At 39.2% G+C, this 19,120-nt stretch carries 22 protein-coding genes and 1 riboswitch; of the genes, 12 read left to right on the forward strand and 10 right to left on the reverse strand.

Features of this window, described 5'->3' with window-relative positions; all coding sequences use genetic code 11:
- The first annotated feature begins 76 nt into the window (after positions 1 to 76).
- Both ACVCDT_RS06395 and ACVCDT_RS06400 read left to right on the forward strand, forming a co-directional pair.
- On the forward strand, positions 77 to 1,051 hold the full coding sequence (locus tag ACVCDT_RS06395; protein WP_447131934.1) for a GlxA family transcriptional regulator: 975 nt from the start codon (positions 77 to 79) through the stop codon (positions 1,049 to 1,051).
- A gap of 260 nt (positions 1,052 to 1,311) precedes the next feature.
- Positions 1,312 to 1,620 (forward strand): isoamylase early set domain-containing protein, encoded by a 309-nt coding sequence (locus ACVCDT_RS06400; RefSeq protein WP_447131935.1) that lies wholly within the window; start codon positions 1,312 to 1,314, stop codon positions 1,618 to 1,620.
- Positions 1,621 to 1,683: 63 nt separating this feature from the next.
- On the opposite strand, the gene ACVCDT_RS06405 is transcribed toward ACVCDT_RS06400, so the two are convergent.
- The gene (locus ACVCDT_RS06405) at positions 1,684 to 2,610 is read right to left on the reverse strand and encodes an electron transfer flavoprotein subunit alpha/FixB family protein (RefSeq protein WP_447131936.1); all 927 of its coding nucleotides are present in this window, start codon (positions 2,608 to 2,610) and stop codon (positions 1,684 to 1,686) included.
- Complete coding sequence (locus ACVCDT_RS06410; protein ID WP_447131937.1) at positions 2,610 to 3,359, reverse strand: electron transfer flavoprotein subunit beta/FixA family protein; 750 nt, start codon at positions 3,357 to 3,359, stop codon at positions 2,610 to 2,612. Before ACVCDT_RS06410 ends, ACVCDT_RS06405 begins: the two co-directional genes overlap by 1 nt.
- A gap of 437 nt (positions 3,360 to 3,796) precedes the next feature.
- Between ACVCDT_RS06410 and ACVCDT_RS06415 the strand changes: the two genes are divergently transcribed.
- From ACVCDT_RS06415 to ACVCDT_RS06440, 6 genes are all read left to right on the forward strand, one after another.
- Entirely contained in the window at positions 3,797 to 5,434 is a 1,638-nt protein-coding gene (locus ACVCDT_RS06415) for an electron transfer flavoprotein-ubiquinone oxidoreductase (protein WP_447132020.1), read from the forward strand.
- Positions 5,435 to 5,510: 76 nt separating this feature from the next.
- A complete protein-coding gene (locus ACVCDT_RS06420; protein WP_447131938.1) occupies positions 5,511 to 6,284 on the forward strand; it encodes an alpha/beta fold hydrolase in 774 nt (257 codons plus the stop codon).
- 68 nt (positions 6,285 to 6,352) lie between these two features.
- Entirely contained in the window at positions 6,353 to 6,562 is a 210-nt protein-coding gene (locus ACVCDT_RS06425) for a DUF2788 domain-containing protein (protein WP_447131939.1), read from the forward strand.
- 62 nt (positions 6,563 to 6,624) lie between these two features.
- Positions 6,625 to 7,149 carry a flavodoxin FldA gene (fldA, locus tag ACVCDT_RS06430; protein ID WP_447131940.1) on the forward strand — a complete coding sequence of 175 codons (525 nt, stop codon included), beginning with the start codon at positions 6,625 to 6,627 and terminating at the stop codon, positions 7,147 to 7,149.
- Between the two features lie 110 nt (positions 7,150 to 7,259).
- Positions 7,260 to 7,679 carry a ferric iron uptake transcriptional regulator gene (gene fur / locus ACVCDT_RS06435; protein WP_447131941.1) on the forward strand — a complete coding sequence of 140 codons (420 nt, stop codon included), beginning with the start codon at positions 7,260 to 7,262 and terminating at the stop codon, positions 7,677 to 7,679.
- A 245-nt stretch (positions 7,680 to 7,924) separates the two neighbouring features.
- Positions 7,925 to 9,115 (forward strand): DUF547 domain-containing protein, encoded by a 1,191-nt coding sequence (locus tag ACVCDT_RS06440; RefSeq protein WP_447131942.1) that lies wholly within the window; start codon positions 7,925 to 7,927, stop codon positions 9,113 to 9,115.
- Between the two features lie 203 nt (positions 9,116 to 9,318).
- Here ACVCDT_RS06440 and ACVCDT_RS06445 read toward each other — a convergent pair whose 3' ends face one another.
- The 8 genes from ACVCDT_RS06445 to moaA form a co-directional block, all read right to left on the reverse strand.
- Entirely contained in the window at positions 9,319 to 9,825 is a 507-nt protein-coding gene (locus ACVCDT_RS06445; protein ID WP_447131943.1) for a GNAT family N-acetyltransferase, read from the reverse strand.
- A 119-nt stretch (positions 9,826 to 9,944) separates the two neighbouring features.
- Positions 9,945 to 10,313 carry a DUF1428 domain-containing protein gene (locus tag ACVCDT_RS06450; RefSeq protein WP_447131944.1) on the reverse strand — a complete coding sequence of 123 codons (369 nt, stop codon included), beginning with the start codon at positions 10,311 to 10,313 and terminating at the stop codon, positions 9,945 to 9,947.
- 171 nt (positions 10,314 to 10,484) lie between these two features.
- A complete protein-coding gene (gene moaE / locus ACVCDT_RS06455; RefSeq protein WP_447131945.1) occupies positions 10,485 to 10,943 on the reverse strand; it encodes a molybdopterin synthase catalytic subunit MoaE in 459 nt (152 codons plus the stop codon).
- A 4-nt stretch (positions 10,944 to 10,947) separates the two neighbouring features.
- Positions 10,948 to 11,193, reverse strand: a complete 246-nt coding sequence (locus ACVCDT_RS06460) for a MoaD/ThiS family protein (protein WP_447131946.1) — start codon at positions 11,191 to 11,193, stop codon at positions 10,948 to 10,950.
- Positions 11,187 to 11,672, reverse strand: coding sequence for a cyclic pyranopterin monophosphate synthase MoaC (gene moaC / locus ACVCDT_RS06465; RefSeq protein ID WP_447131947.1), 486 nt, complete (start codon positions 11,670 to 11,672; stop codon positions 11,187 to 11,189). Before moaC ends, ACVCDT_RS06460 begins: the two co-directional genes overlap by 7 nt.
- A gap of 5 nt (positions 11,673 to 11,677) precedes the next feature.
- Positions 11,678 to 12,214 (reverse strand): molybdenum cofactor biosynthesis protein B, encoded by a 537-nt coding sequence (gene moaB, locus ACVCDT_RS06470; RefSeq protein ID WP_447131948.1) that lies wholly within the window; start codon positions 12,212 to 12,214, stop codon positions 11,678 to 11,680.
- Positions 12,215 to 12,820: a molybdenum cofactor guanylyltransferase gene (locus ACVCDT_RS06475; protein ID WP_447131949.1), complete on the reverse strand. Its 606-nt coding sequence runs from the start codon at positions 12,818 to 12,820 to the stop codon at positions 12,215 to 12,217. It abuts the gene before it with no gap.
- A gap of 74 nt (positions 12,821 to 12,894) precedes the next feature.
- On the reverse strand, positions 12,895 to 13,863 hold the full coding sequence (moaA, locus tag ACVCDT_RS06480) for a GTP 3',8-cyclase MoaA (RefSeq protein WP_447131950.1): 969 nt from the start codon (positions 13,861 to 13,863) through the stop codon (positions 12,895 to 12,897).
- Positions 13,857 to 14,024, reverse strand: a riboswitch (molybdenum cofactor riboswitch). Its footprint overlaps the gene before it by 7 nt.
- Before the next feature lie 188 nt (positions 14,025 to 14,212).
- On the opposite strand from moaA, the gene ACVCDT_RS06485 reads away from it, so the two are divergent.
- Genes ACVCDT_RS06485 through ACVCDT_RS06500 form a run of 4 tightly spaced genes read left to right on the forward strand, consistent with a single transcriptional unit; the run spans position 14,213 to position 18,924 of the window.
- Positions 14,213 to 15,085: a kinase gene (locus ACVCDT_RS06485; RefSeq protein ID WP_447131951.1), complete on the forward strand. Its 873-nt coding sequence runs from the start codon at positions 14,213 to 14,215 to the stop codon at positions 15,083 to 15,085.
- Between the two features lies 1 nt (position 15,086).
- Entirely contained in the window at positions 15,087 to 15,926 is an 840-nt protein-coding gene (locus ACVCDT_RS06490; RefSeq protein ID WP_447131952.1) for an HAD-IIB family hydrolase, read from the forward strand.
- Between the two features lies 1 nt (position 15,927).
- The gene (locus ACVCDT_RS06495; protein ID WP_447131953.1) at positions 15,928 to 17,157 is read left to right on the forward strand and encodes a glycosyltransferase family protein; all 1,230 of its coding nucleotides are present in this window, start codon (positions 15,928 to 15,930) and stop codon (positions 17,155 to 17,157) included.
- Positions 17,158 to 17,166: 9 nt separating this feature from the next.
- Positions 17,167 to 18,924, forward strand: coding sequence for a sugar phosphorylase (locus ACVCDT_RS06500; RefSeq protein ID WP_447131954.1), 1,758 nt, complete (start codon positions 17,167 to 17,169; stop codon positions 18,922 to 18,924).
- Positions 18,925 to 19,120: the final 196 nt, after the last annotated feature.

A 19,120-nucleotide genomic window follows, 5' to 3' on the forward strand; every position in this document is an offset into this window, starting at 1 on the left:
TGACAAAGTTTTCACTTCGCTATAATTGTCATATATGACATATTAATGGCTGTTTTTGCCAATCTAAAAATAGCCAATGTTAAAAGTCACCATTTTAGGATTTGATCAAGCTTATGCCAGTGCCATTACCGGTGCCTTAGATTTGTTTGCCTTAGCAGGTGTTACCTGGCAACGCATGCAAGGCCAACAACCTAAACAACTATTTGAAGTACAAATTGCTTCTGTAGGCGGCCGACCGGTCAATTGCATTAACCACTTAACCTTAAACAGTCATATTGCTATAGAAGCAGTTCAACAGACTGATCTTTTGTTAGTGCCTACAATTGGAGGCGAATTAAATAAAGTGCTGGCCAATAACAGCGAGCTTTTATCGCATATTCGGCGCTTTTATCAACAAGGGGCCGATATTGCCAGCAATTGCAGTGGTGCATTTTTACTTGCTGAAGCCGGTATCTTAAACGGCCATGAAGCCACTACACATTGGGGTTATGCTGAGTATTTTAAGAGCCGCTATCCTAAGGTACACTTAACAGCCGAAAAGCTAATCACTCATTCAGATACCATTTATTGTGCTGGCGGAGGTATGGCTTGGTTTGATTTAGCCTTATTATTAATTGAGCGATATTGTGGTCATGACGTTGCCACTACTACAGCTAAGGCACATGTCATAGATTTATCTAGAGGTGAGCAAGTTGCTTATGCCAATATAGTGAGCAAAAAGTATCACCAAGATCCCGATATATTAAAAGTTCAAGCATGGTTAGAGGAAAATTACTTTAGTGCAATTCGTATTACTCAATTACCAGAGTTAGTTAACTTATCACCTCGCACTTTCAACCGTAGATTTAAACAAGCTACAGCTATACGCCCTATAGAATATTTACAACATATTCGCATTGAAGCTGCAAAAAAGCACTTAGAATCAAGCCATGAGAGTCTTGAGCGCATCATTAATCAAGTGGGTTATGACGACCTAAGCTCTTTTACTCGACTATTTAAAAAACACACAGGCTTATCGCCCAGTCAGTATGCTAAAAAGTTCAAACGATAACAAAGCGCAAAATTTGCACAGTTTTTGCTAAATAAATTATAAAGCATCTGTTTTTTGGAGGTTTTTGGCATATGGCTAGTAATTTAGCCGTATAAATGTGCTCATTAAATTTAATAAAGCAAGGTAATTCAGTGGTTTACCAGTTAATACAATTTTAACCAATATAAATCCCTATGCACCTTATTGTTGCAATATTGCACACCGTTGGTGCATAGAGATGAATGAAATACACACATCACTTTATTTGACTGGAGAAAAACATGTCGTTTAAAAAACAATATTTAAAATCTAAACCTATTTGTAAAGTAACGTTTAAGTTGTCTAAAGAAGAAGCCCAAGCAGCTAATACTGTGCGCTTGGTAGGTGACTTTAATGATTGGGATAAAACCGCTTCTCCTATGAAAAAACTTAAAAATGGCTCTTTTACAACAACTGTAAACTTGAGCAAAGATAAAGCCTATCAGTTTAGGTATTTGCTAGACGATAAAGAGTGGGAAAATGACTGGCAAGCAGACGGGTATATTCCCTCGCCTGTTTCACTTGAAGACAACTCACTACTGCAATTATAAGTTGCCGACATAAAAAAACGCCATAACAGTGTTATGGCGTTTTTTGTGACAACTTAAATGTTTTTATAAAGCCGCTTCTAACTCTGGCAATACATCAAACAAATCGCCCACTAAACCGTAATCAGCTACCTGAAAGATAGGCGCTTCTTCGTCTTTATTGATAGCCACTATTACTTTAGAGTCTTTCATACCGGCTAAGTGTTGAATTGCCCCAGAAATTCCTACTGCAATATATAAATTTGGCGCAACGATTTTACCCGTTTGCCCAACTTGCATATCGTTAGGAACAAAACCAGCATCAACTGCAGCCCGTGAGGCCCCCATAGCAGCGCCCAGTTTGTCGGCTATGCCATCTAGTAATTTAAAGTTTTCACCGTTTTGCATACCACGACCACCAGAAATAATGATGTCGGCAGCAGTTAACTCGGGTCTTTCAGACTCAGTAAGTTGGGCTGATACAAAGGCAGACTTATCTAACGTCTTAACTAAGTCACAAGCTTCAACACTAGCACTGTTACCTTCACTAGCCGCATCAAAGGCAGAAGCACGCACAGTAATCACTTTAATACTATCACTGGTTTGTACTGTAGCTATGGCATTACCTGCGTAGATAGGACGTACAAAAGTATCAGCACTTTCAACTTTAATAATGTCTGAGATTTGAGCAACGTCGAGTAAAGCCGCTACTCTTGGCATAAAGTTTTTGCCTGTGGTAGTGGCAGCCGCCAAAATATGGCTATAGTTGCTGCCTAATTCTGTCACTAAGGCACTAACATTTTCTGCCATTTGATGGGCATAAGCCTCATTATCGGCCAGTAAAACTTTACCAACTCCAGCAATATTAGCCGCTGCATTAGCTACATCTTGGCAGTTAGAGCCAGCCACTAACACATGAATATCATCGCCAATTTGAGATGCAGCGTGGATCAGTTTGTGGGTTTCAGTTTTAAGCTGTTCGTTGTCGTGTTCTGCGTATACTAAAATAGCCATTAGATCACCTTCGCTTCATTTCTTAACTTATCTACTAACTCAGCCACATCGGCTACTTTAATGCCACCTTGACGTTGCGCTGGTGGATCAACACGTAAAACCTTTACATTTGAGCTAAGCTCTACACCAAAGTCTGCAGCTGCTTTTACTTCTAATGGTTTACGTTTAGCTTTCATAATATTTGGTAATGACGCATAACGCGGTTCATTTAAGCGCAAATCTGTGGTCACAACTGCCGGAAGGTTTAGTTCTACAGTTTGCAATCCACCGTCGATTTCGCGGGTTACTTTAACCTTATTTTCTTCAACTAAAACTTCAGAAGCAAAAGTACCTTGAGGCATGCCTGTTAACGCGGCTAACATCTGCCCTGTTTGGTTGTTGTCTGAGTCAATAGACTGTTTACCTAAAATCACTAAGTCGGGTGATTCTTGCTCTACAACTTTTTGCAGTAATTTAGCAATTTGTAATGAGTCTAGTTGTTGATCTGTGTCAACCTGAATACCACGATCCGCACCTAATGCTAGTGAGGTTCTAATTTGTTCCTGACAACTTTTATCACCAATAGATACCACAACAATTTCTGTTGCTACGCCTTTTTCTTTTAAACGTACGGCTTCTTCAACGGCAATTTCACAGAATGGGTTAATAGACATTTTAGCGTTTGTTAAATCTACAGCGCTGTTATCGGGCTTAACCCTAACCTTAACGTTGTAATCAATGGCGCGTTTTACCGGCACGAGTATTTTCATTTTCACCTCTGCTTAAGGGTATCAAGAGTGATATTTGAGTTCTAAATACTGACTCAAATTTGCTTGGCGACAATTTACTTTGTGTTTACGTTAACGTCAACTTACAGTGTAATTTAACCTTTTGTATGTTGGACAACAGAATTTACGCGTATCATATATAGCTAATTAGATATCTAATTGCCAAAATAAACAATATTTTGACTTTAAACAAAACCAGCTAAACCATTGAAAAATAACAATTATCAAAAGCAACAGCTGTGGTCTAAAGAGTAATTTTGTAGGAGTCTGATATCATAAATGTAAAGCTAGCCTAAACAAAACTAAAACAAAAGTTTGGGTTAATCACACTAAAAAGTGCTTATAAATAACCATCAATATTATTTTTTTGATGAATAGTTAAATATAAAAAAGAGGACAAACAAGTGGAACGAGAATCGATGGAGTTTGACGTAGTTATTATCGGTGCTGGCCCTGCTGGCCTGTCAACTGCGTGTCGGTTGATGCAACTTGCCCAAGAAAAAGATCAAGAATTGATGGTCTGTGTAGTTGAGAAAGGTTCTGAGGTTGGCGCCCATATTTTATCTGGAGCGGTATTTGAAACTCGGGCCTTAGACGAGCTTTTCCCTGACTGGAAAGAAAAAGGTGCACCTTTAAATACGCCAGTTACGGCTGATGATATTTATTGGCTTAATAACGAAAACAAAAGCACTAAGTTACCTGGCTTTATGACGCCAAAAACTATGCATAACCAAGGCAATTACATTGTTAGCATGGGTAACATTTGTCGCTGGTTGGCCGAACAAGCCGAACAATTAGGAGTTGAGATTTTTCCTGGTTTTGCTGCATCTGAGGTTTTATATAATGAAGATGGTAGCGTGGGCGGCGTTATCACTGGTGATATGGGACTAGATCAAGAGGGACAACCCAAAGATAGCTTTATGCCAGGCATGGAACTTAGAGCTAAATATACGGTATTTGCAGAAGGATGCCGTGGTCACTTAGGGAAACAACTGATTGAAAAATTTGCCTTAGATAAAGATCAATCACCACAACATTACGGCATTGGCTTTAAAGAAATTTGGGACATTGACCCAGCTAAGCATCAAGAAGGCTTAGTGGTACATACAGCTGGCTGGCCACTAACAGATGCCACTGGTGGTTCGTACTTATATCATGCTGAAAATAACCAAGTATTAGTGGGGTTAATTTTAGATCTTAACTACAGCAACCCACATTTAAGTCCATTTGATGAATTTCAACGATTAAAACATCATCCAGTTTTTAAACAATATTTAGAAGGCGGCAAACGTGTATCCTACGGCGCCAGAGCCATAGCTAAAGGTGGTTTTAACTCTTTACCTAAAATGACCTTTCCAGGTGGTTTATTAGTAGGTTGTGATGCGGGCACTCTCAATTTTGCCAAAATTAAAGGTAACCATACTGCTATGAAGTCTGGGTTGTTAGCCGCAGAAACTTTAATAGACGCCTTAATAGATGAAAATGCTAAAACAGGCCATGAGCCAAGCGCTTATACAGACAAGTTTAAAAACTCTTGGTTGTATGATGAATTGTTTAGCTCACGTAACTTTGGCCCTGCCCTACATAAATTTGGCACTTTTATGGGCGGCGCATACAACACCCTAGATCAAAATTGGTTCAATGGTAAATTACCTTTTACGTTTAAAGATGATACGCCAGATCACGTACAACTTAAGCCTGCTTCTGAGTGCGTAAAAATTGAATACCCTAAACCAGACGGGGTGTTAAGTTTTGATAAGTTAACCTCGGTATTTTTATCTAATACCAATCATGAAGAAGAGCAGCCTTGTCATCTTAAGTTAAAAGATGCAAGTGTTCCCATTAGCTTAAACTTGGCCAAGTACGACGAACCCGCACAGCGTTATTGTCCAGCTGGTGTGTATGAAATTGTAGAATCTGAGCAAGGTGAAAAACAATTACAAATCAACGCACAAAACTGTGTTCATTGTAAAACCTGCGATATTAAAGATCCTAGTCAAAATATTGTTTGGGTAGTGCCAGAAGGCGCTGGTGGTCCTAATTACCCCAACATGTAACTGTTTGAGGGGCAAAAGGTTAAACTGATGCCCCTTTTTTGGTTTTGTTAAAAGCGAATCAACAAGATTAAACTTCATGGCACAAATGCATCATCAAATTTATTCAGAGGATCCAACTAAACCTTGGATAGTACTAATACATGGTTTGTTTGGCGATCTAGCCAACTTAACTGGCTTACGTAGATTTTTTAGCGCGACTCACCAAGTGTTAGCTGTGGATCTATTAGATCACGGATTATCGGCTCATACCGACAGTTTTAGTTTCGAAACTAATGCCCAAGCCATATTGGCCTTACTCAATCAATTAAAGATTAGCCAGCCTACTATAATTGGCCATTCTTTAGGTGGCAAAGTGGCCATGCAACTGGCTTTAACTGCACCAGATAAAGTTAATAGGCTAGTCGTGCTTGATATCGCCCCTGTTGCTTACCCTCCTAGACATGCAGAAGTATTCGCCGGTCTTAAAGCAGTAGATTTAGCTAATTTAACTAGCCGTAAAGAAGCGGATCAAACTTTGGCTAAATACGTGTTAGAGCAGTCTACTAGGCAATTTTTATTAAAAAGCTTGTATCAAAATAACCAACAATGGTTATGGCGATTTAATTTGCCTATGCTTGATAGAGATTATGCAAAACTTTCTGCTGAAATTGCAGAACAAGCCCCTTACCCTGGCCCTGTACTATTTCTTAAAGGCCAACTTTCCGATTATTTACTTGCCGAGCATAAACCTGCGGTTCTTAAGCTATTTCCTAATAGTCAATCTAAAGTGGTGCATAACACTGGGCATTGGTTGCATGCAGAAAAACCAGAAATAGTGGCTAAAGTCATTCAAGCTTTTTTAAATCAGTAAGCGGCAATTTTCATCACACTGACTCTGTGCTAGTATGCGCCAGTTTTTTAAAAGGCAGATACACCTCTATGCTTAATGAGCACTACGAACAGATTGAAGCGATTGGATTAAACCTTGCAATTATAGGGCTATTCGCGCTGATGGCTTATGTGGTACACGATGTATTAAAAAAAAATAAGGTGCCATTAATAGGCAAAGTAGTAGTGTACTTTGTACTTTTTTTAGGTGCCGCCGGCTTTATATTTAAAGGCGTAATGCAATTATTTATAGGTGGTTGAGTGAATCACTCACACCTAGTTCAAACTAAACAAATAGATTTTTAACTGAGGAATAACTAACAATGGCGAGTGTGGGGCTATTTTTCGGCAGCGACACAGGCAATACCGAGCATATTGCAAAGATGATCCAAAAAGAATTAGGTAAAAACCTAATTGAAGTGCATGACATAGCCAAAAGCAGCAAAGAAGACATCGCTGAATTTGATCTATTACTTTTTGGTATTCCAACTTGGTATTATGGTGAAGCGCAATGTGACTGGGATGACTTTTTCCCTGAACTTGAGCAAATTGATTTTGAAGATAAATTAGTGGCCATCTTTGGCTGTGGCGATCAAGAAGATTACGCTGAGTATTTTCTCGATGCCATGGGCATGGTACGCGACATTGTAGAAGCCAAAGGCGCGATTTTAGTAGGCCAGTGGCCGATTGAAGGATACGACTTTGAAGCCTCTAAAGGCATGGCTGATGACAGTCATTTTGTTGGCTTAGGCATAGATGAAGATCGTCAGCCCGAACTAACTGAAGAACGTGTAAAAGCATGGTGCAAACAGATCCATGAAGAACTTTGTTTAGCCGAACTTGGCTAAAAATAAAAAAGGAGCTTAGGCTCCTTTTTTAAATGCTTTATGACCTAAAACACTTTTAAAAACAATTTGGTGCCCTATAATGGCTTCAACATTTTTTTGTAAGCAAGATAATGGATCAAAATAAAGAACTCAAAAAAGCAGGATTAAAAATCACCCTGCCTCGCTTAAAAATCTTAGAAATACTCCAACTACCTGAAAACCAGCATATCAGTGCTGAAGACGTGTACAAAATTCTTATCGACCATGACGAAGACATTGGCTTAGCTACGGTTTACCGGGTATTAAACCAATTTGACGATGCGGGCATTTTAAACCGTCATCACTTTGAAGGCGGTAAATCAGTATTTGAAATCAGTCATAAAGAACATCACGACCACTTAGTATGTTTAAAGTGCGGCAAAGTGATTGAGTTTGAAGATCCTGTGATTGAAAAACGTCAAGAAGAAGTGGCACAAAGACACAATATGACACTGACTCACCATAGTTTGTACCTATATGGTGAATGTAAAGAAGGTTGCGACGAAGATTAATCATTTCAATCTTTAAAAAATTAATTAAACGCCGCAATTTTAGCGGCGTTTTTTATGCCTGTAGGACTTAACACTGCTTCTGCTTCCCTTGATGATTTAATAATATCAGTGTAATTGAAGCCTTTTGAAATGGCTGACAATTAGGCTTTAGTTTATAGAGCTAATTAAATTAAGAAAAATGCTAAAGGATTGCAGCAAAGTGCCAATTAAATTAGTATAAAATTCATACAAAAAAGGGATTGGATATGAAACTAGAATCGGTAATTCAATTAGTCTTCCTAAACTGTGTATTATTTTTCCTGACAATCAATTCTTTAAATGCAGATGAACTAAAAGTGTTAGAGCCTTTTGCAGCCTATTCTAGAGACTCAACCTATACTATTAGTTATGATGATCTTGACCAAATATATAAAGCATCAGTTTTAAATACTGGGATGTCAAAACGGGCCAAAGCTAGAAAATCAACAGCGACTATTGGCTCGCGGATTAAAACCAATGTAAAACGGCTGACTGCATTAGAAAGCAATCGTTTCTTTTTTGAAAGCTTTAAAACAGACGAACAAAAAGCCTTATTAACTAACATCAGAAAAAGTTTAGAAACTCTGCCCACAACTGCTTCATTAAAACACTTTTCTAAAACAGAACAACTCGCATACTGGCTAAATCTATACAACGTGACAGTATTAGACGAGCTGCTAAAGATTTATCCAGAAAAGTATCTTGAAGATTTTATGGAAGACTTAGTTGAAGAAAAATTGTTAGAAGTGGAAGGCGTAAAACTTAGCTTAAATGATATTCAGTATAAAATATTGTTACCTAAATACGAGCGCGACCCGCTAATTATATACGGGCTATATCAGGGTTATATTGGTAGCCCAAGCTTAAGGAACCGGGCCTATACCGGTGAGAATGTCTACAACAACCTTAAAGATAATGCCTATGAGTTTATTAACTCTAATCGCGGCACTTACGCTGGCAACAAAGGCGTTTTTCGTACATCTAGTTTTTATAGTCGTAATAAAGCGTTTTTTCCCAACTTTAATCAAGATTTACGTGAACACCTTGAGCTTTTTCTAATGGATTCAATGCGTTATAAGTTAGAAAACGCTAAGAAAATCCGCACTAACATTAGCAATTGGGAAATTGCCGATGTCTACGGCACCATGCGTAGAGAAGGAAGTAGCGCAGCTGTAAATAACGCCGCATTGATGGATGCTGGTAGCAGCAGCGATAATAGCTTACCTGATTTTCTACAAGGCTCTGGTGTATTTACCCAAGGTCCAATAGCCGAAATGATGCTATCTAGAGCTCAAACATTTGGCCGCTTCACTAAAGATCAAGCGTTGAAACTACAAGCATTAAATAATAACCGTCTTCTTAATACGGGTAGTGTCACAGTAACAGATATTGAAAAAGATGAAGATAAAGATAAGTAGCAGCTAAAAGAATTATTAAGCTGAGGAGCTGACAAGAATAGCTACATAAAGCACATTAGCTTCTGGCTGAAACAAATTAAAGATGACTGGCATCTAATACAGCTTAAAAACCAGTTTGGGCAATCTTTACCAAGGCATTTCAATATGGGTTAAGCGTGGCAAAGTGAGCTTTCCTATCAAGTAGTATACTGGGCAAGTTTAGATTAGCCCTTAGTAGAAAACGCTTGATGATAAGTCACCCTGCCTTGAGGTAATTCACCTTTTAACAATAAGGCTTGAAAGTACTCTGGTGGTACATCTGCCAGTATTAAGCCTGGCTTAGATTCAAAGCCAAACCTACGATAGAAACTCGGCTCGCCAAGTAAAACGCAACCATTTGCACCTATATGCTGTAACTCAGCAATGGCAGCTCGCATAAGCATTGAGCCAATACCTTCATTTTGCTTATCTGGGTGGACTGAGATGGGCCCTAACCCAAACCAATGCCGAGTTCCATCTGAAATACATACAGCTGAAAGCGCCACATGGCCGACAATTTTGCCTTTAACTTCGGCAACCAGAGAAATCGACAAAGCACCAGATGCTCTAAGCTCATTTACAATGAACTGCTCGGAATGATTACTATAAGGAGCAGCAACAAACGCGGCAGTAATTACTTCAAAAATACTTTGTTTGTCTACTGCCTGTTCTTTTCTTATTTTGATACTCAATTACAGGCTCCCTAGAGAGAATAGCTTTCATAGACGCAAACAAAAGTGTTTAAATTGTAACTCGCACCCATGAAATTAATGAATAGGTATAAACGCCGCAATTTATAAATCTGGTTAACCTATCTTTTTAAAAAACTAGGGTGACGAAATCCCCCATAAAGCATTCGTTCAGCGTTAAATTCTACTTTGAATGTGTCAATTAAAGTGCTCATTCGTATATCACTTGCGACTTTCTTATTAGCAAGATCACGTGCTTCACGAGATTCAAACACTACCCAACCAAATATAATGACTTCATCTGGTTTGGGCACTACCGCGTCGATAAAAGAGCGTGTGCCATCAAGCTGCATATCGTCACTTACATACTCAAAATAGTCTATTGCTCCATGCTCCTTCCAAACTTCTGCTACAGCTTTAGCAAGACGCCAGTATTCATCTAAATGCTTTTGGGCAATAGGAAATACAAATCCATCAATATAATTAGACATACATTCTCCGGCTACAATATGCTCAAGCGGCTCACATATAGCGCTTAAAACCTATAAAATTAGAGCACAATTGCTAAATGAATTGTGTGCTCGTTTGGATAAACTGGTTTTGAGTGTATGGTTTAACAAACATTAAATAAATACGATTTGAATAATTTAAACCAAGGCTAACTACCAGTTTTGGGCTTTTTCTTGATCGCTCGTTTTAGCTTCAAGCCAAAGGCTGCCCGTTGTGTTGTGTTCTTTTTTCCAAAAGGGGGCGTGCGTCTTTAAATAATCCATAATAAATTCATTGGCTTGATAAGCTGCCAACCTGTGCTTACTGGTTACCCCCACAAACACAATTTGTTCTGACACACCTAAGTTCCCTACTCTGTGCAAAATTGAGACGCTGCCAACTGGCCATTTTTCACGAGCCTGATCTACTATAGTTTGCAAAGACTTTTCAGTCATCCCAGGATAGTGTTCCAAAAATAGTCCAGTCACTTTGTGTTCAAGGTTAGTATCTCTAACTAAACCAACAAAAGTCACTATAGCCCCATCACTGTCGCTACTTAGGCGTAACTCTTGATATTCCATTGCCATATCAAAATCGGCATTTTGAACTTTAATCTTAGTGAAATGCGCCATGCCATTAACCACCAGTTACTGGAGGGAAAAATGCCACTTCATCATTATTCGATAAACGAGTTTGGTTATTGCCCATAGTTTGATTTACCGCCACCAAAGCTTTGCCTTCAGCTAGATTTTCAGACCAATCTGAGCTTTTATTTTGTAGATGTTGGCGCAATTCGGCCACGGTTTTAAAGTCTTTTGTTTCGGTTAATTGGCTGGTATTCAGAGACGCTTTAATTTGCCCAAAAAACAAAATCTTTAACATGTCCAATCTCCACTTTTACCACCTTGTTTGCTTAACACTCTAATTTCTCCAATTTGCATATGCGGATCAACCGCTTTACACATATCAAATAAGGTTAATGCGGCCACACTGACAGCAGTTAAAGCCTCCATTTCTACCCCAGTTTGTCCAGCTAGTTTGCAAAGCGCCTGAATACGAATGCGGTTAGTTTTTGCTAAAAATTCAAAATCTAATTGCACTTTACTAAGCATTAAAGGGTGGCATAGCGGGATCAGTTCACTGCACTTTTTTGCGCCTTGAATACCGGCAATATGCGCAATAGACAATACATCACCTTTAGCATGGCGGTTTTCCTTAACCATTAAAAACGCTTGTTCAGACATGCTAATATAACCCTCGGCTACCGCTTGTCTTTGGGTTATGGCTTTATGGGTCACATCCACCATATTGGCTTTTCCCTGTCCATCAACATGAGTTAATTTAGCGTGTTTTTCGTGCATTTTTATTACCCTCTAGAACCACATAATGGCTGGTTTGGCTTAAGATGCATAACAAAGTTGCAGGGTTTATGGCTTACATCCAATTGTTGTTTTAATATTTTGCTCCACGCGGTTTTACAGGCTCCTGTAGAGCCAGGTACGGCAAAAATAGCTGTACCATTAGCCATACCAGCAAAGGCTCGCGACTGTACAGTAGAGGTGCCTATTTCAATAAATGAAATATGCCTAAAGAGTTCGCCAAATCCATCTATGTTTTTATCAAATAATGGTGTGATGGCCTCTGGAGTGGTATCTCTTTGGGTAAAGCCCGTGCCACCAGTTACTAAAACAACTTGAATATTTTCTGAGGCGATCCATTTAGATACCAGCGCTCGAATTTGATATTTGTCGTCTATAACTATGTGTTTTTCAAGCACTTGATGGCCGGCTTCGGTGGCCGCTTGAGCTAGATATTGGCCAGATGTATCGTTTTCTTCAGTGCGCGTATCTGACACTGTTAATACGGCTATATTTAACGCATTTGATTGCAATGTTTGCTGCATTTATTGTCCTGTTTTACTAAAGTTTTGTTGATAACTTTGCCACTGTTGCGGGGTATTAATGTTAATAAACTCTAGACTATCTTGGCAGTCTAAGGCCTTGGCAGATAACTGCTTTAGCATGGTATAAATTGAATACATGGCAGGCTTTTTATCTGCGGTTTGGCTAAGGTGTTTAACCTCAAAAAGTTGGGCTAAATAAGTGATTAATGAATCATTAAAAGGTAAATACAGCGGAAAAAAACCACTGGCATAATAACAAGGTACAGCTGCTGCTTTTCCCTTAGTCACAAGTTTAGCTAAGTTGTCTAGGCTTAAATTTGGCATATCTACTGGTAGCACTAACAATCCTGTTGGTTGAATACTGTGTAATTGAATGTGCCTAATAACACTATGTATTCCCGACAGAGGGCCGCACTGAGGAACTATATCTGGCACCGCATTAGGGTGTTTTGTGCCACTTACAAAAATATAATCTGTGGCTAGTTTTTTTAGCTTTAGTTGCATGTGTTCAACTAGGCTCACATTGCTTTTAGGTACTAGCAATTGAGTTTTATCGGTTCCCATACGTTGAGATAGTCCACCAGCAAGTACTATTCCTACTAACATAAGTCACACTTCAAATTAGGTTGATGGGCAACCCGCAAAGTCCGAAAATTTATCCAAGTAAGGGTTGCCAAGTTTTACCCGCCTAACATGGCCAAATGAGTTGTACCACCAGTGTAACCGTCTTGTAGCCAATGAGTGGCTTCTTTATCGGCTAATAGCTCAATTAAACGCTGTTGCAATAAATCACTGTTAGGCGTTTGTAAAAATCGTCTTATGTCTAGTCCTTGCTCTGCAAATAAACATAAATGTAATTTGCCAGTAGAAGAAATTCTTAACCTATTGCAAGTGGCACAAAAATCTTTTGAGTAAGGCATTATTAAGCCAATTTTCCCTTGATAATCAGGGTGGAAAAATTCTTGCGCTGGTCCAGCTGTTTTATCCTGTACTTGTTGGCCCCAGCCTTCTTTTAATAGCTGCTGTTTAATGGGCATGCCAGATACATGATTCTTTTCAAAAAAATTAAGGTTATCGCCAGTCTGCATCAGCTCAATTAACCTAAAGGTGATGGGCGTGGTTTTTATCCAATCTAAAAAATGTTGCAGATCATGGGCATTATATTGCTTCATGAGCACTGCATTAACCTTTACTTTTACACCTAAAGCCAAGGCTTTATGTATTCCGGATAAAATAGCTTTGAGTTTGTCGTGGCCAGTAATGGCCTTAAACATTCTAGGATCTAAACTGTCTATGCTGATATTTAATGATGTAAGCCCTGCCTCTACCCAAGTTTGAATATCGCTATCCAACTTGTATCCATTAGTAGTCATGGCAACCTGGCTCACCCCTTTTGCTTGAGCGCAAGCTTTAATAATATCGGGTAAGTCTTTGCGTAATGAAGGCTCCCCACCAGTGATCCTCACTTTGCTGGTACCAAGTGCAGCAAAGCCATTCACTAAGGTGGTGATTTCGGGCAGGGTTAAAAAGTTACGCTCTGAGTCACAGGCATAGCCTTCTGGCAGGCAATAATCACAACGAAAATTGCATACATCAGTGACAGACAGCCGCAAGTAATGGAATCGGCGTCCAAATTTATCTTCTAACATATTGAGTAACACCTTTCCAAAATGAAGCATTCTAAATTTTGAATACTTACGGGAGGCTGCTTGATTTCTCTTACAACCCTGGCGAATTAGCGTTAGCTAAATTCACGGCTAGATCACCATATCTATGATTTAGGTAAAAAAGCTCGGAGTTATTTAAACGTTGCACATGCAACAGCGTATTTGTACCACAAAATTCCAACACTGTAATGTAAAACCCTTAGGAGCCTGGATTATCTGACCAATAATAAAACGGTTGGCACACAAGTTGTAATTAATCCAATAACGCTATGCAGTTTGCTGGCATTTACACTTTACTTTAACCAGGCAAAAGACAAAGGGTTAGGCATCAATGCTAAAGGAATTCATTAATAAACATAGGCTTTGCGAAGCATTTAGCCACACTGCCAAGCAGCATTACCTGCCTTTGGCTGAAAAGTTAGCACCGCACCAAAGAAGTGCAAGGTCGCCTCTTTTTGTAGGCATCAATGGTTGCCAAGGCTCAGGGAAATCCACCCTTTCTGCTTTTATTCAAGATTATTTATCCCAACAATTTTCGTTAAAAGTGGTGGTGTTATCTTTAGACGACTTTTATCTAAGCCAAATTCAACGCAAAAATCTGGCAATTGACGTTCACCCATTATTAAGTACTAGAGGGGTACCTGGCACTCATAATATGGGCCAAGCGAAACAAGTATTAATTGCCCTTAAAAATCGCCAATCTGTGATCATTCCACGATTTAATAAAGCCACAGATAACCCTCATCATCCCGAACAGTGGACACAAATTAGCGAGCCTGTGGATTTAGTGATTTTTGAAGGTTGGTGTTGGGGGGTCGCTCCGCAAGACACTAACCAATTAATTGAACCTGTTAATGCCTTAGAGGCTGATGAAGATCCTAAAGGCTTATGGCGAAGTTACGTTAATACGCAGTTAGCTAAACATTACCAAGGGCTTTATAGCATGTTCGACCAATGGGTGATGCTAAAAGCCCCTTCGTTTGCAGATGTGTATGCTTGGCGATTAGAGCAAGAACAAAAATTATTAAGTGCCAGTAGTGCTTTAGGTAAGCAAAGCATAATGAATGCCGCACAAATTGAACGTTTTATTCAACATTATCAACGCCTCACTGAGCATGGGTTAGCGACCTTTAGTCAGCAATGTGATTACTTATTTGAACTCAATTCAGCACGAGAAATCATCTCAGCAACAGAAAGGGCTTAATATGCAATCAAGCATACTTATTTTTACTGATTTAGATGGCACCTTGCTCGATCATCAAACCTATAGCTTTGCCCCAGCAAAGCCTATGCTCGACACTTTGTTGGCCAGTAATATTCCAGTGATCCCTAACACCAGTAAAACCTTTGCTGAGTTAATTCCATTGCGTAAAACCTTATCCCTTAGTTCGCCTTTTATTGTAGAAAATGGCGCCGCGGTTTATATGCCAATAGGCTGCTTTGATGTTCAACCTAAGGATACCCATAGCCACAAAGGTTTTTGGGTAAAAGAATTTTCACCACAAAGAGCCCATTGGTTATCAGTGTTAGATGACCTGTCTCAAGACTTTGCAGGACAATTTTCACACTTCTACAACATGAGCAATGAAGACATTTGCCAAGCCACTGGTTTATCACTTAGTCAGGCAAAGCTAGCCAATCAACGCGAATACACTGAGCCAGTTTTATGGCAAGCCGATTTAGCCAATAAACAACGTTTTGTTAAAGCCCTCGAAAAATCTGGTGTGAGCCCGGTTGAGGGTGGTCGCTTTTTACATTTAACTGGCCATTGTAATAAAGGCGATGCACTGCTTTGGTTAGCCGCACAATATGCACAAAATTGGCCCCAGCATAAATTTACCACTATTGCCCTAGGCGACGGGCAAAACGACATTTCTATGTTAGAGGCGGCAGATATTGCGGTCAGGATCCGCTCCTTACATAGCCCCCTTCCAGAGTTAAGCAAAACCCACCAAGTCTTTACTAGTAACGAATGTGGGCCTGCCGGTTGGAGCGCTTGCTTAGATCACATTATTTTTAACTTTTTAAATATGGAGCCAAATTAAAATGGCAGATTTTTACCAAAATGGCATAGTTACCACTCTTCACAACCTTTCAGAGCGTCCAACTGAAGATCTAGAACAAGAGCTTTTAGCCTTCTCTGAAAAACGCCCTATGGCTTTAATTTTACCTTCACTGTATTCCGAATTAGAAGGCCAAGCCTTACCCAATATAATTAATCATATTGCAGAAGTGCCCTACTTATCGCAGATTGTAATTGGTTTAGATAGAGCCAATCTTGAGCAATATAAAAGTGCTTTAGGTTTTTTCTCTAAGCTTCCGCAAAATCACAGATTATTATGGAATGATGGCCCTCGCCTAAAAGCCCTAGATGCTAAATTAGAAGCCCAAGGGCTTGCCCCTAAAGAACTAGGTAAAGGCCGAAACGTGTGGTATTGCATGGGTTATGTATTAGCCACAGGCACGGCTGAATCTGTCGCCTTACACGATTGCGATATACTCACCTACGACAGAGGCTTATTAGCTAGGTTAATTTACCCTGTCGCCAATCCACAATTTAACTACGAATTTTGTAAAGGTTATTACGCCAGAGTTGCTGATGGCAAAATTAATGGGCGCGTATCAAGACTATTGGTCACGCCTTTAATTCGTGCATTACAAAAAGTGCTTGGGCATAACGAATATTTAGAATACATGGACAGTTTTAGGTATCCCTTAGCTGGCGAGTTTTCCTTTAGACGAGATGTATTAAACGATATTCGCATTCCCAGTGATTGGGGCCTAGAAATAGGCGTTTTGTCTGAAATGCATCGTAATTATTCGCACAATAGACTTTGCCAAGCTGATATTGCCCGAACTTATGATCACAAACATCAAGATCTATCGGCGCATAATGATCAGGGTGGGCTATCAAAAATGTCTATTGATATCACCAAAGCTTTATTTAGAAAGCTTGCCACACAAGGTGAAACCTTTACTACCGAGTCCTTTCGTTCGCTCAAAGCTACCTATTATCGAATTGCATTAGATTTTATCGAAACCTACAACAATGACGCCATAATCAACGGCTTAAAGTTAGACATTCATAATGAAGAAAAAGCGGTAGAACTGTTTGCTCAAAATATTATGAAAGCAGGTGAAAGCTTTTTAGCTAACCCTATGGAAACTCCATTTATCCCTAGCTGGAACCGAGTAGTTAGCGCAGTTCCAGATATATTAGAACAACTAAAAGACGCAGTGGAAAAAGACTTTGAAGAGTTTAAATCAGCTAAATAGAGGTAACAGATGTTGACTGTATATAACCAATTGCTCGAACGTGTAGAACAACATGTTAACGTCATTTATCAAGATGTTGAGCTGAAACTAAGTCACAAAGAACTTGCTCAATCCTTAGTAGCAACCATAGGACTCACTCAGCCTGAAAACCTAGTTCAGCCTAAACAGCATCATAATAATTGGAGCCAACAAGACATAATGCTGATCACCTATGGTGATAGCATTGAACAAGAAAACCAAAAGCCACTGCATTGTTTGCATGAGTTTTTAACTCAATATTGCAAAGACACCATTAACAGTGTGCATATTTTGCCGTTTTTTCCTTATAGTTCTGATGATGGGTTTTCGGTTATTGATTATTCGAGTGTGAATGAGGCACTTGGCAATTGGGATGATATTAGTGCTATAACTCAAGATTATCGGGTAATGACAGACCTAGTCATCAACCATTGTTCTACCCGCAGTGCATGGTTCCAAAACTTTATAAAAGCACAAGGAACAGGATCTGACTTTTTTTATACCGCGGATCCTAATCAAGATCTTAGTCAGGTTGTCAGGCCCCGTACCTCTGAATTGCTTAGATTAACCCAAACCCAAGATGGCGAAAAATATGTATGGTGTACCTTTAGTCATGATCAGGTCGATTTTGATTTTAGGAACCCGGACGTATTGCAAACTTTTGTATCTATTATTCGCCAATATTTAGATACTGGTATACGTATATTTAGATTAGATGCTGTGGCGTTTTTGTGGAAAATCCCAGGCACTAGTTGTATTAACTTAGGTCAAACTCACGAAATCATTCGTTTATTACGTACCCTAATTGAGCATAGCGTGGATGACGCCATTATTATTACCGAAACTAATATACCTAATCGCCAAAACCTTACCTATTTTGGTAATGCTAACGAAGCCCATGGTATCTACAATTTTTCTTTACCACCGCTACTGGTAAATACTTTAGTGACTGGTAATTGCAAACATTTAAAAGCTTGGCTTGGCAGCATGCCACCTGCGCAAAATGGCACTTTCTTTTTTAACTTTATTGCGTCACATGATGGCATTGGTTTAAGACCTGCCGAAGGCTTATTAGAAGACGCTGAGCTCACTACCTTAGTAAACACTATGCAAAACTTTGGTGGGCGAATATCTTGGCGTCAATCTGAAACCGGTGAACAAAAAGCCTATGAAATAAATATTGCCTTGGTGGATGCGTTACAAGGTACAGTCTTAGGACCAGATAAATGGACAATAGAGCGATTTATTTGTGCACATAGTATTATGCTGGCCCTAGAAGGGATCCCAGGAATTTATATACATAGTCTATTAGCCACTAACAACGATTACCAACGACTCAAAAACACCAGTCATAATCGCGCCATTAACAGACATAAATGGCAGTTCCATGAATTGCAGGAGCTACTAGCACAACCAACTAGTCAACACGCCATAGTGCTTTCTAAACTTAAGCTTTTAATTAATATAAGAAAAATGCAACCTGCCTTTCACCCAAACGCCACTCAATTTACTTTGCAATTAGGTGAACAAATATTTGGATTTTGGCGCCAAAGTTTAGATCGTAAACAAAGCATATTTTGTATTAGCAATATTACCTCTGAAAACCAAATGATTCGGTTAACTGATTTGAACCTAATAGGCACAGATCAATGGTATGACCTAATCAGTAAACAAAGTATTAATTTACAAGATAATCAATGCGAGCTATCGCCCTATCAAAGTATGTGGATTTCCAACATCGAACCTTAGAAGTTTTGGCTACAAGGGCTTTTGCAAAGCCTATGTAGCCAAAAACACTCTACTTAAGTCTCTGATATTTATACGCTTTGTCTTAAACAACTATTTATCGTCTGCAATTACCTACATATTTAATTTTTTGTAACTGACAAAAAACGCTAAGTGATTGTTTTATATCAAATTAATTTATTGGCACAAAGTTTGTTAT

The sequence above is a fragment of the Paraglaciecola aestuariivivens genome (assembly GCF_052983255.1).

Coding starts and splice junctions, on each gene's coding strand:
- ACVCDT_RS06395 (WP_447131934.1), top strand. CDS start 77: ATGTTAAAAGTCACCATTTTAGGATTTGATCAAGCTTATGCCAGTGCC.
- ACVCDT_RS06400 (WP_447131935.1), top strand. CDS start 1,312: ATGTCGTTTAAAAAACAATATTTAAAATCTAAACCTATTTGTAAAGTA.
- ACVCDT_RS06405 (WP_447131936.1), bottom strand. CDS start 2,610: ATGGCTATTTTAGTATACGCAGAACACGACAACGAACAGCTTAAAACT.
- ACVCDT_RS06410 (WP_447131937.1), bottom strand. CDS start 3,359: ATGAAAATACTCGTGCCGGTAAAACGCGCCATTGATTACAACGTTAAG.
- ACVCDT_RS06415 (WP_447132020.1), top strand. CDS start 3,797: ATGGAGTTTGACGTAGTTATTATCGGTGCTGGCCCTGCTGGCCTGTCA.
- ACVCDT_RS06420 (WP_447131938.1), top strand. CDS start 5,511: ATGGCACAAATGCATCATCAAATTTATTCAGAGGATCCAACTAAACCT.
- ACVCDT_RS06425 (WP_447131939.1), top strand. CDS start 6,353: ATGCTTAATGAGCACTACGAACAGATTGAAGCGATTGGATTAAACCTT.
- fldA (WP_447131940.1), top strand. CDS start 6,625: ATGGCGAGTGTGGGGCTATTTTTCGGCAGCGACACAGGCAATACCGAG.
- fur (WP_447131941.1), top strand. CDS start 7,260: ATGGATCAAAATAAAGAACTCAAAAAAGCAGGATTAAAAATCACCCTG.
- ACVCDT_RS06440 (WP_447131942.1), top strand. CDS start 7,925: ATGAAACTAGAATCGGTAATTCAATTAGTCTTCCTAAACTGTGTATTA.
- ACVCDT_RS06450 (WP_447131944.1), bottom strand. CDS start 10,313: ATGTCTAATTATATTGATGGATTTGTATTTCCTATTGCCCAAAAGCAT.
- moaE (WP_447131945.1), bottom strand. CDS start 10,943: ATGGCGCATTTCACTAAGATTAAAGTTCAAAATGCCGATTTTGATATG.
- ACVCDT_RS06460 (WP_447131946.1), bottom strand. CDS start 11,193: ATGTTAAAGATTTTGTTTTTTGGGCAAATTAAAGCGTCTCTGAATACC.
- moaC (WP_447131947.1), bottom strand. CDS start 11,672: ATGCACGAAAAACACGCTAAATTAACTCATGTTGATGGACAGGGAAAA.
- moaB (WP_447131948.1), bottom strand. CDS start 12,214: ATGCAGCAAACATTGCAATCAAATGCGTTAAATATAGCCGTATTAACA.
- ACVCDT_RS06475 (WP_447131949.1), bottom strand. CDS start 12,820: ATGTTAGTAGGAATAGTACTTGCTGGTGGACTATCTCAACGTATGGGA.
- moaA (WP_447131950.1), bottom strand. CDS start 13,863: ATGTTAGAAGATAAATTTGGACGCCGATTCCATTACTTGCGGCTGTCT.
- ACVCDT_RS06485 (WP_447131951.1), top strand. CDS start 14,213: ATGCTAAAGGAATTCATTAATAAACATAGGCTTTGCGAAGCATTTAGC.
- ACVCDT_RS06490 (WP_447131952.1), top strand. CDS start 15,087: ATGCAATCAAGCATACTTATTTTTACTGATTTAGATGGCACCTTGCTC.
- ACVCDT_RS06495 (WP_447131953.1), top strand. CDS start 15,928: ATGGCAGATTTTTACCAAAATGGCATAGTTACCACTCTTCACAACCTT.
- ACVCDT_RS06500 (WP_447131954.1), top strand. CDS start 17,167: ATGTTGACTGTATATAACCAATTGCTCGAACGTGTAGAACAACATGTT.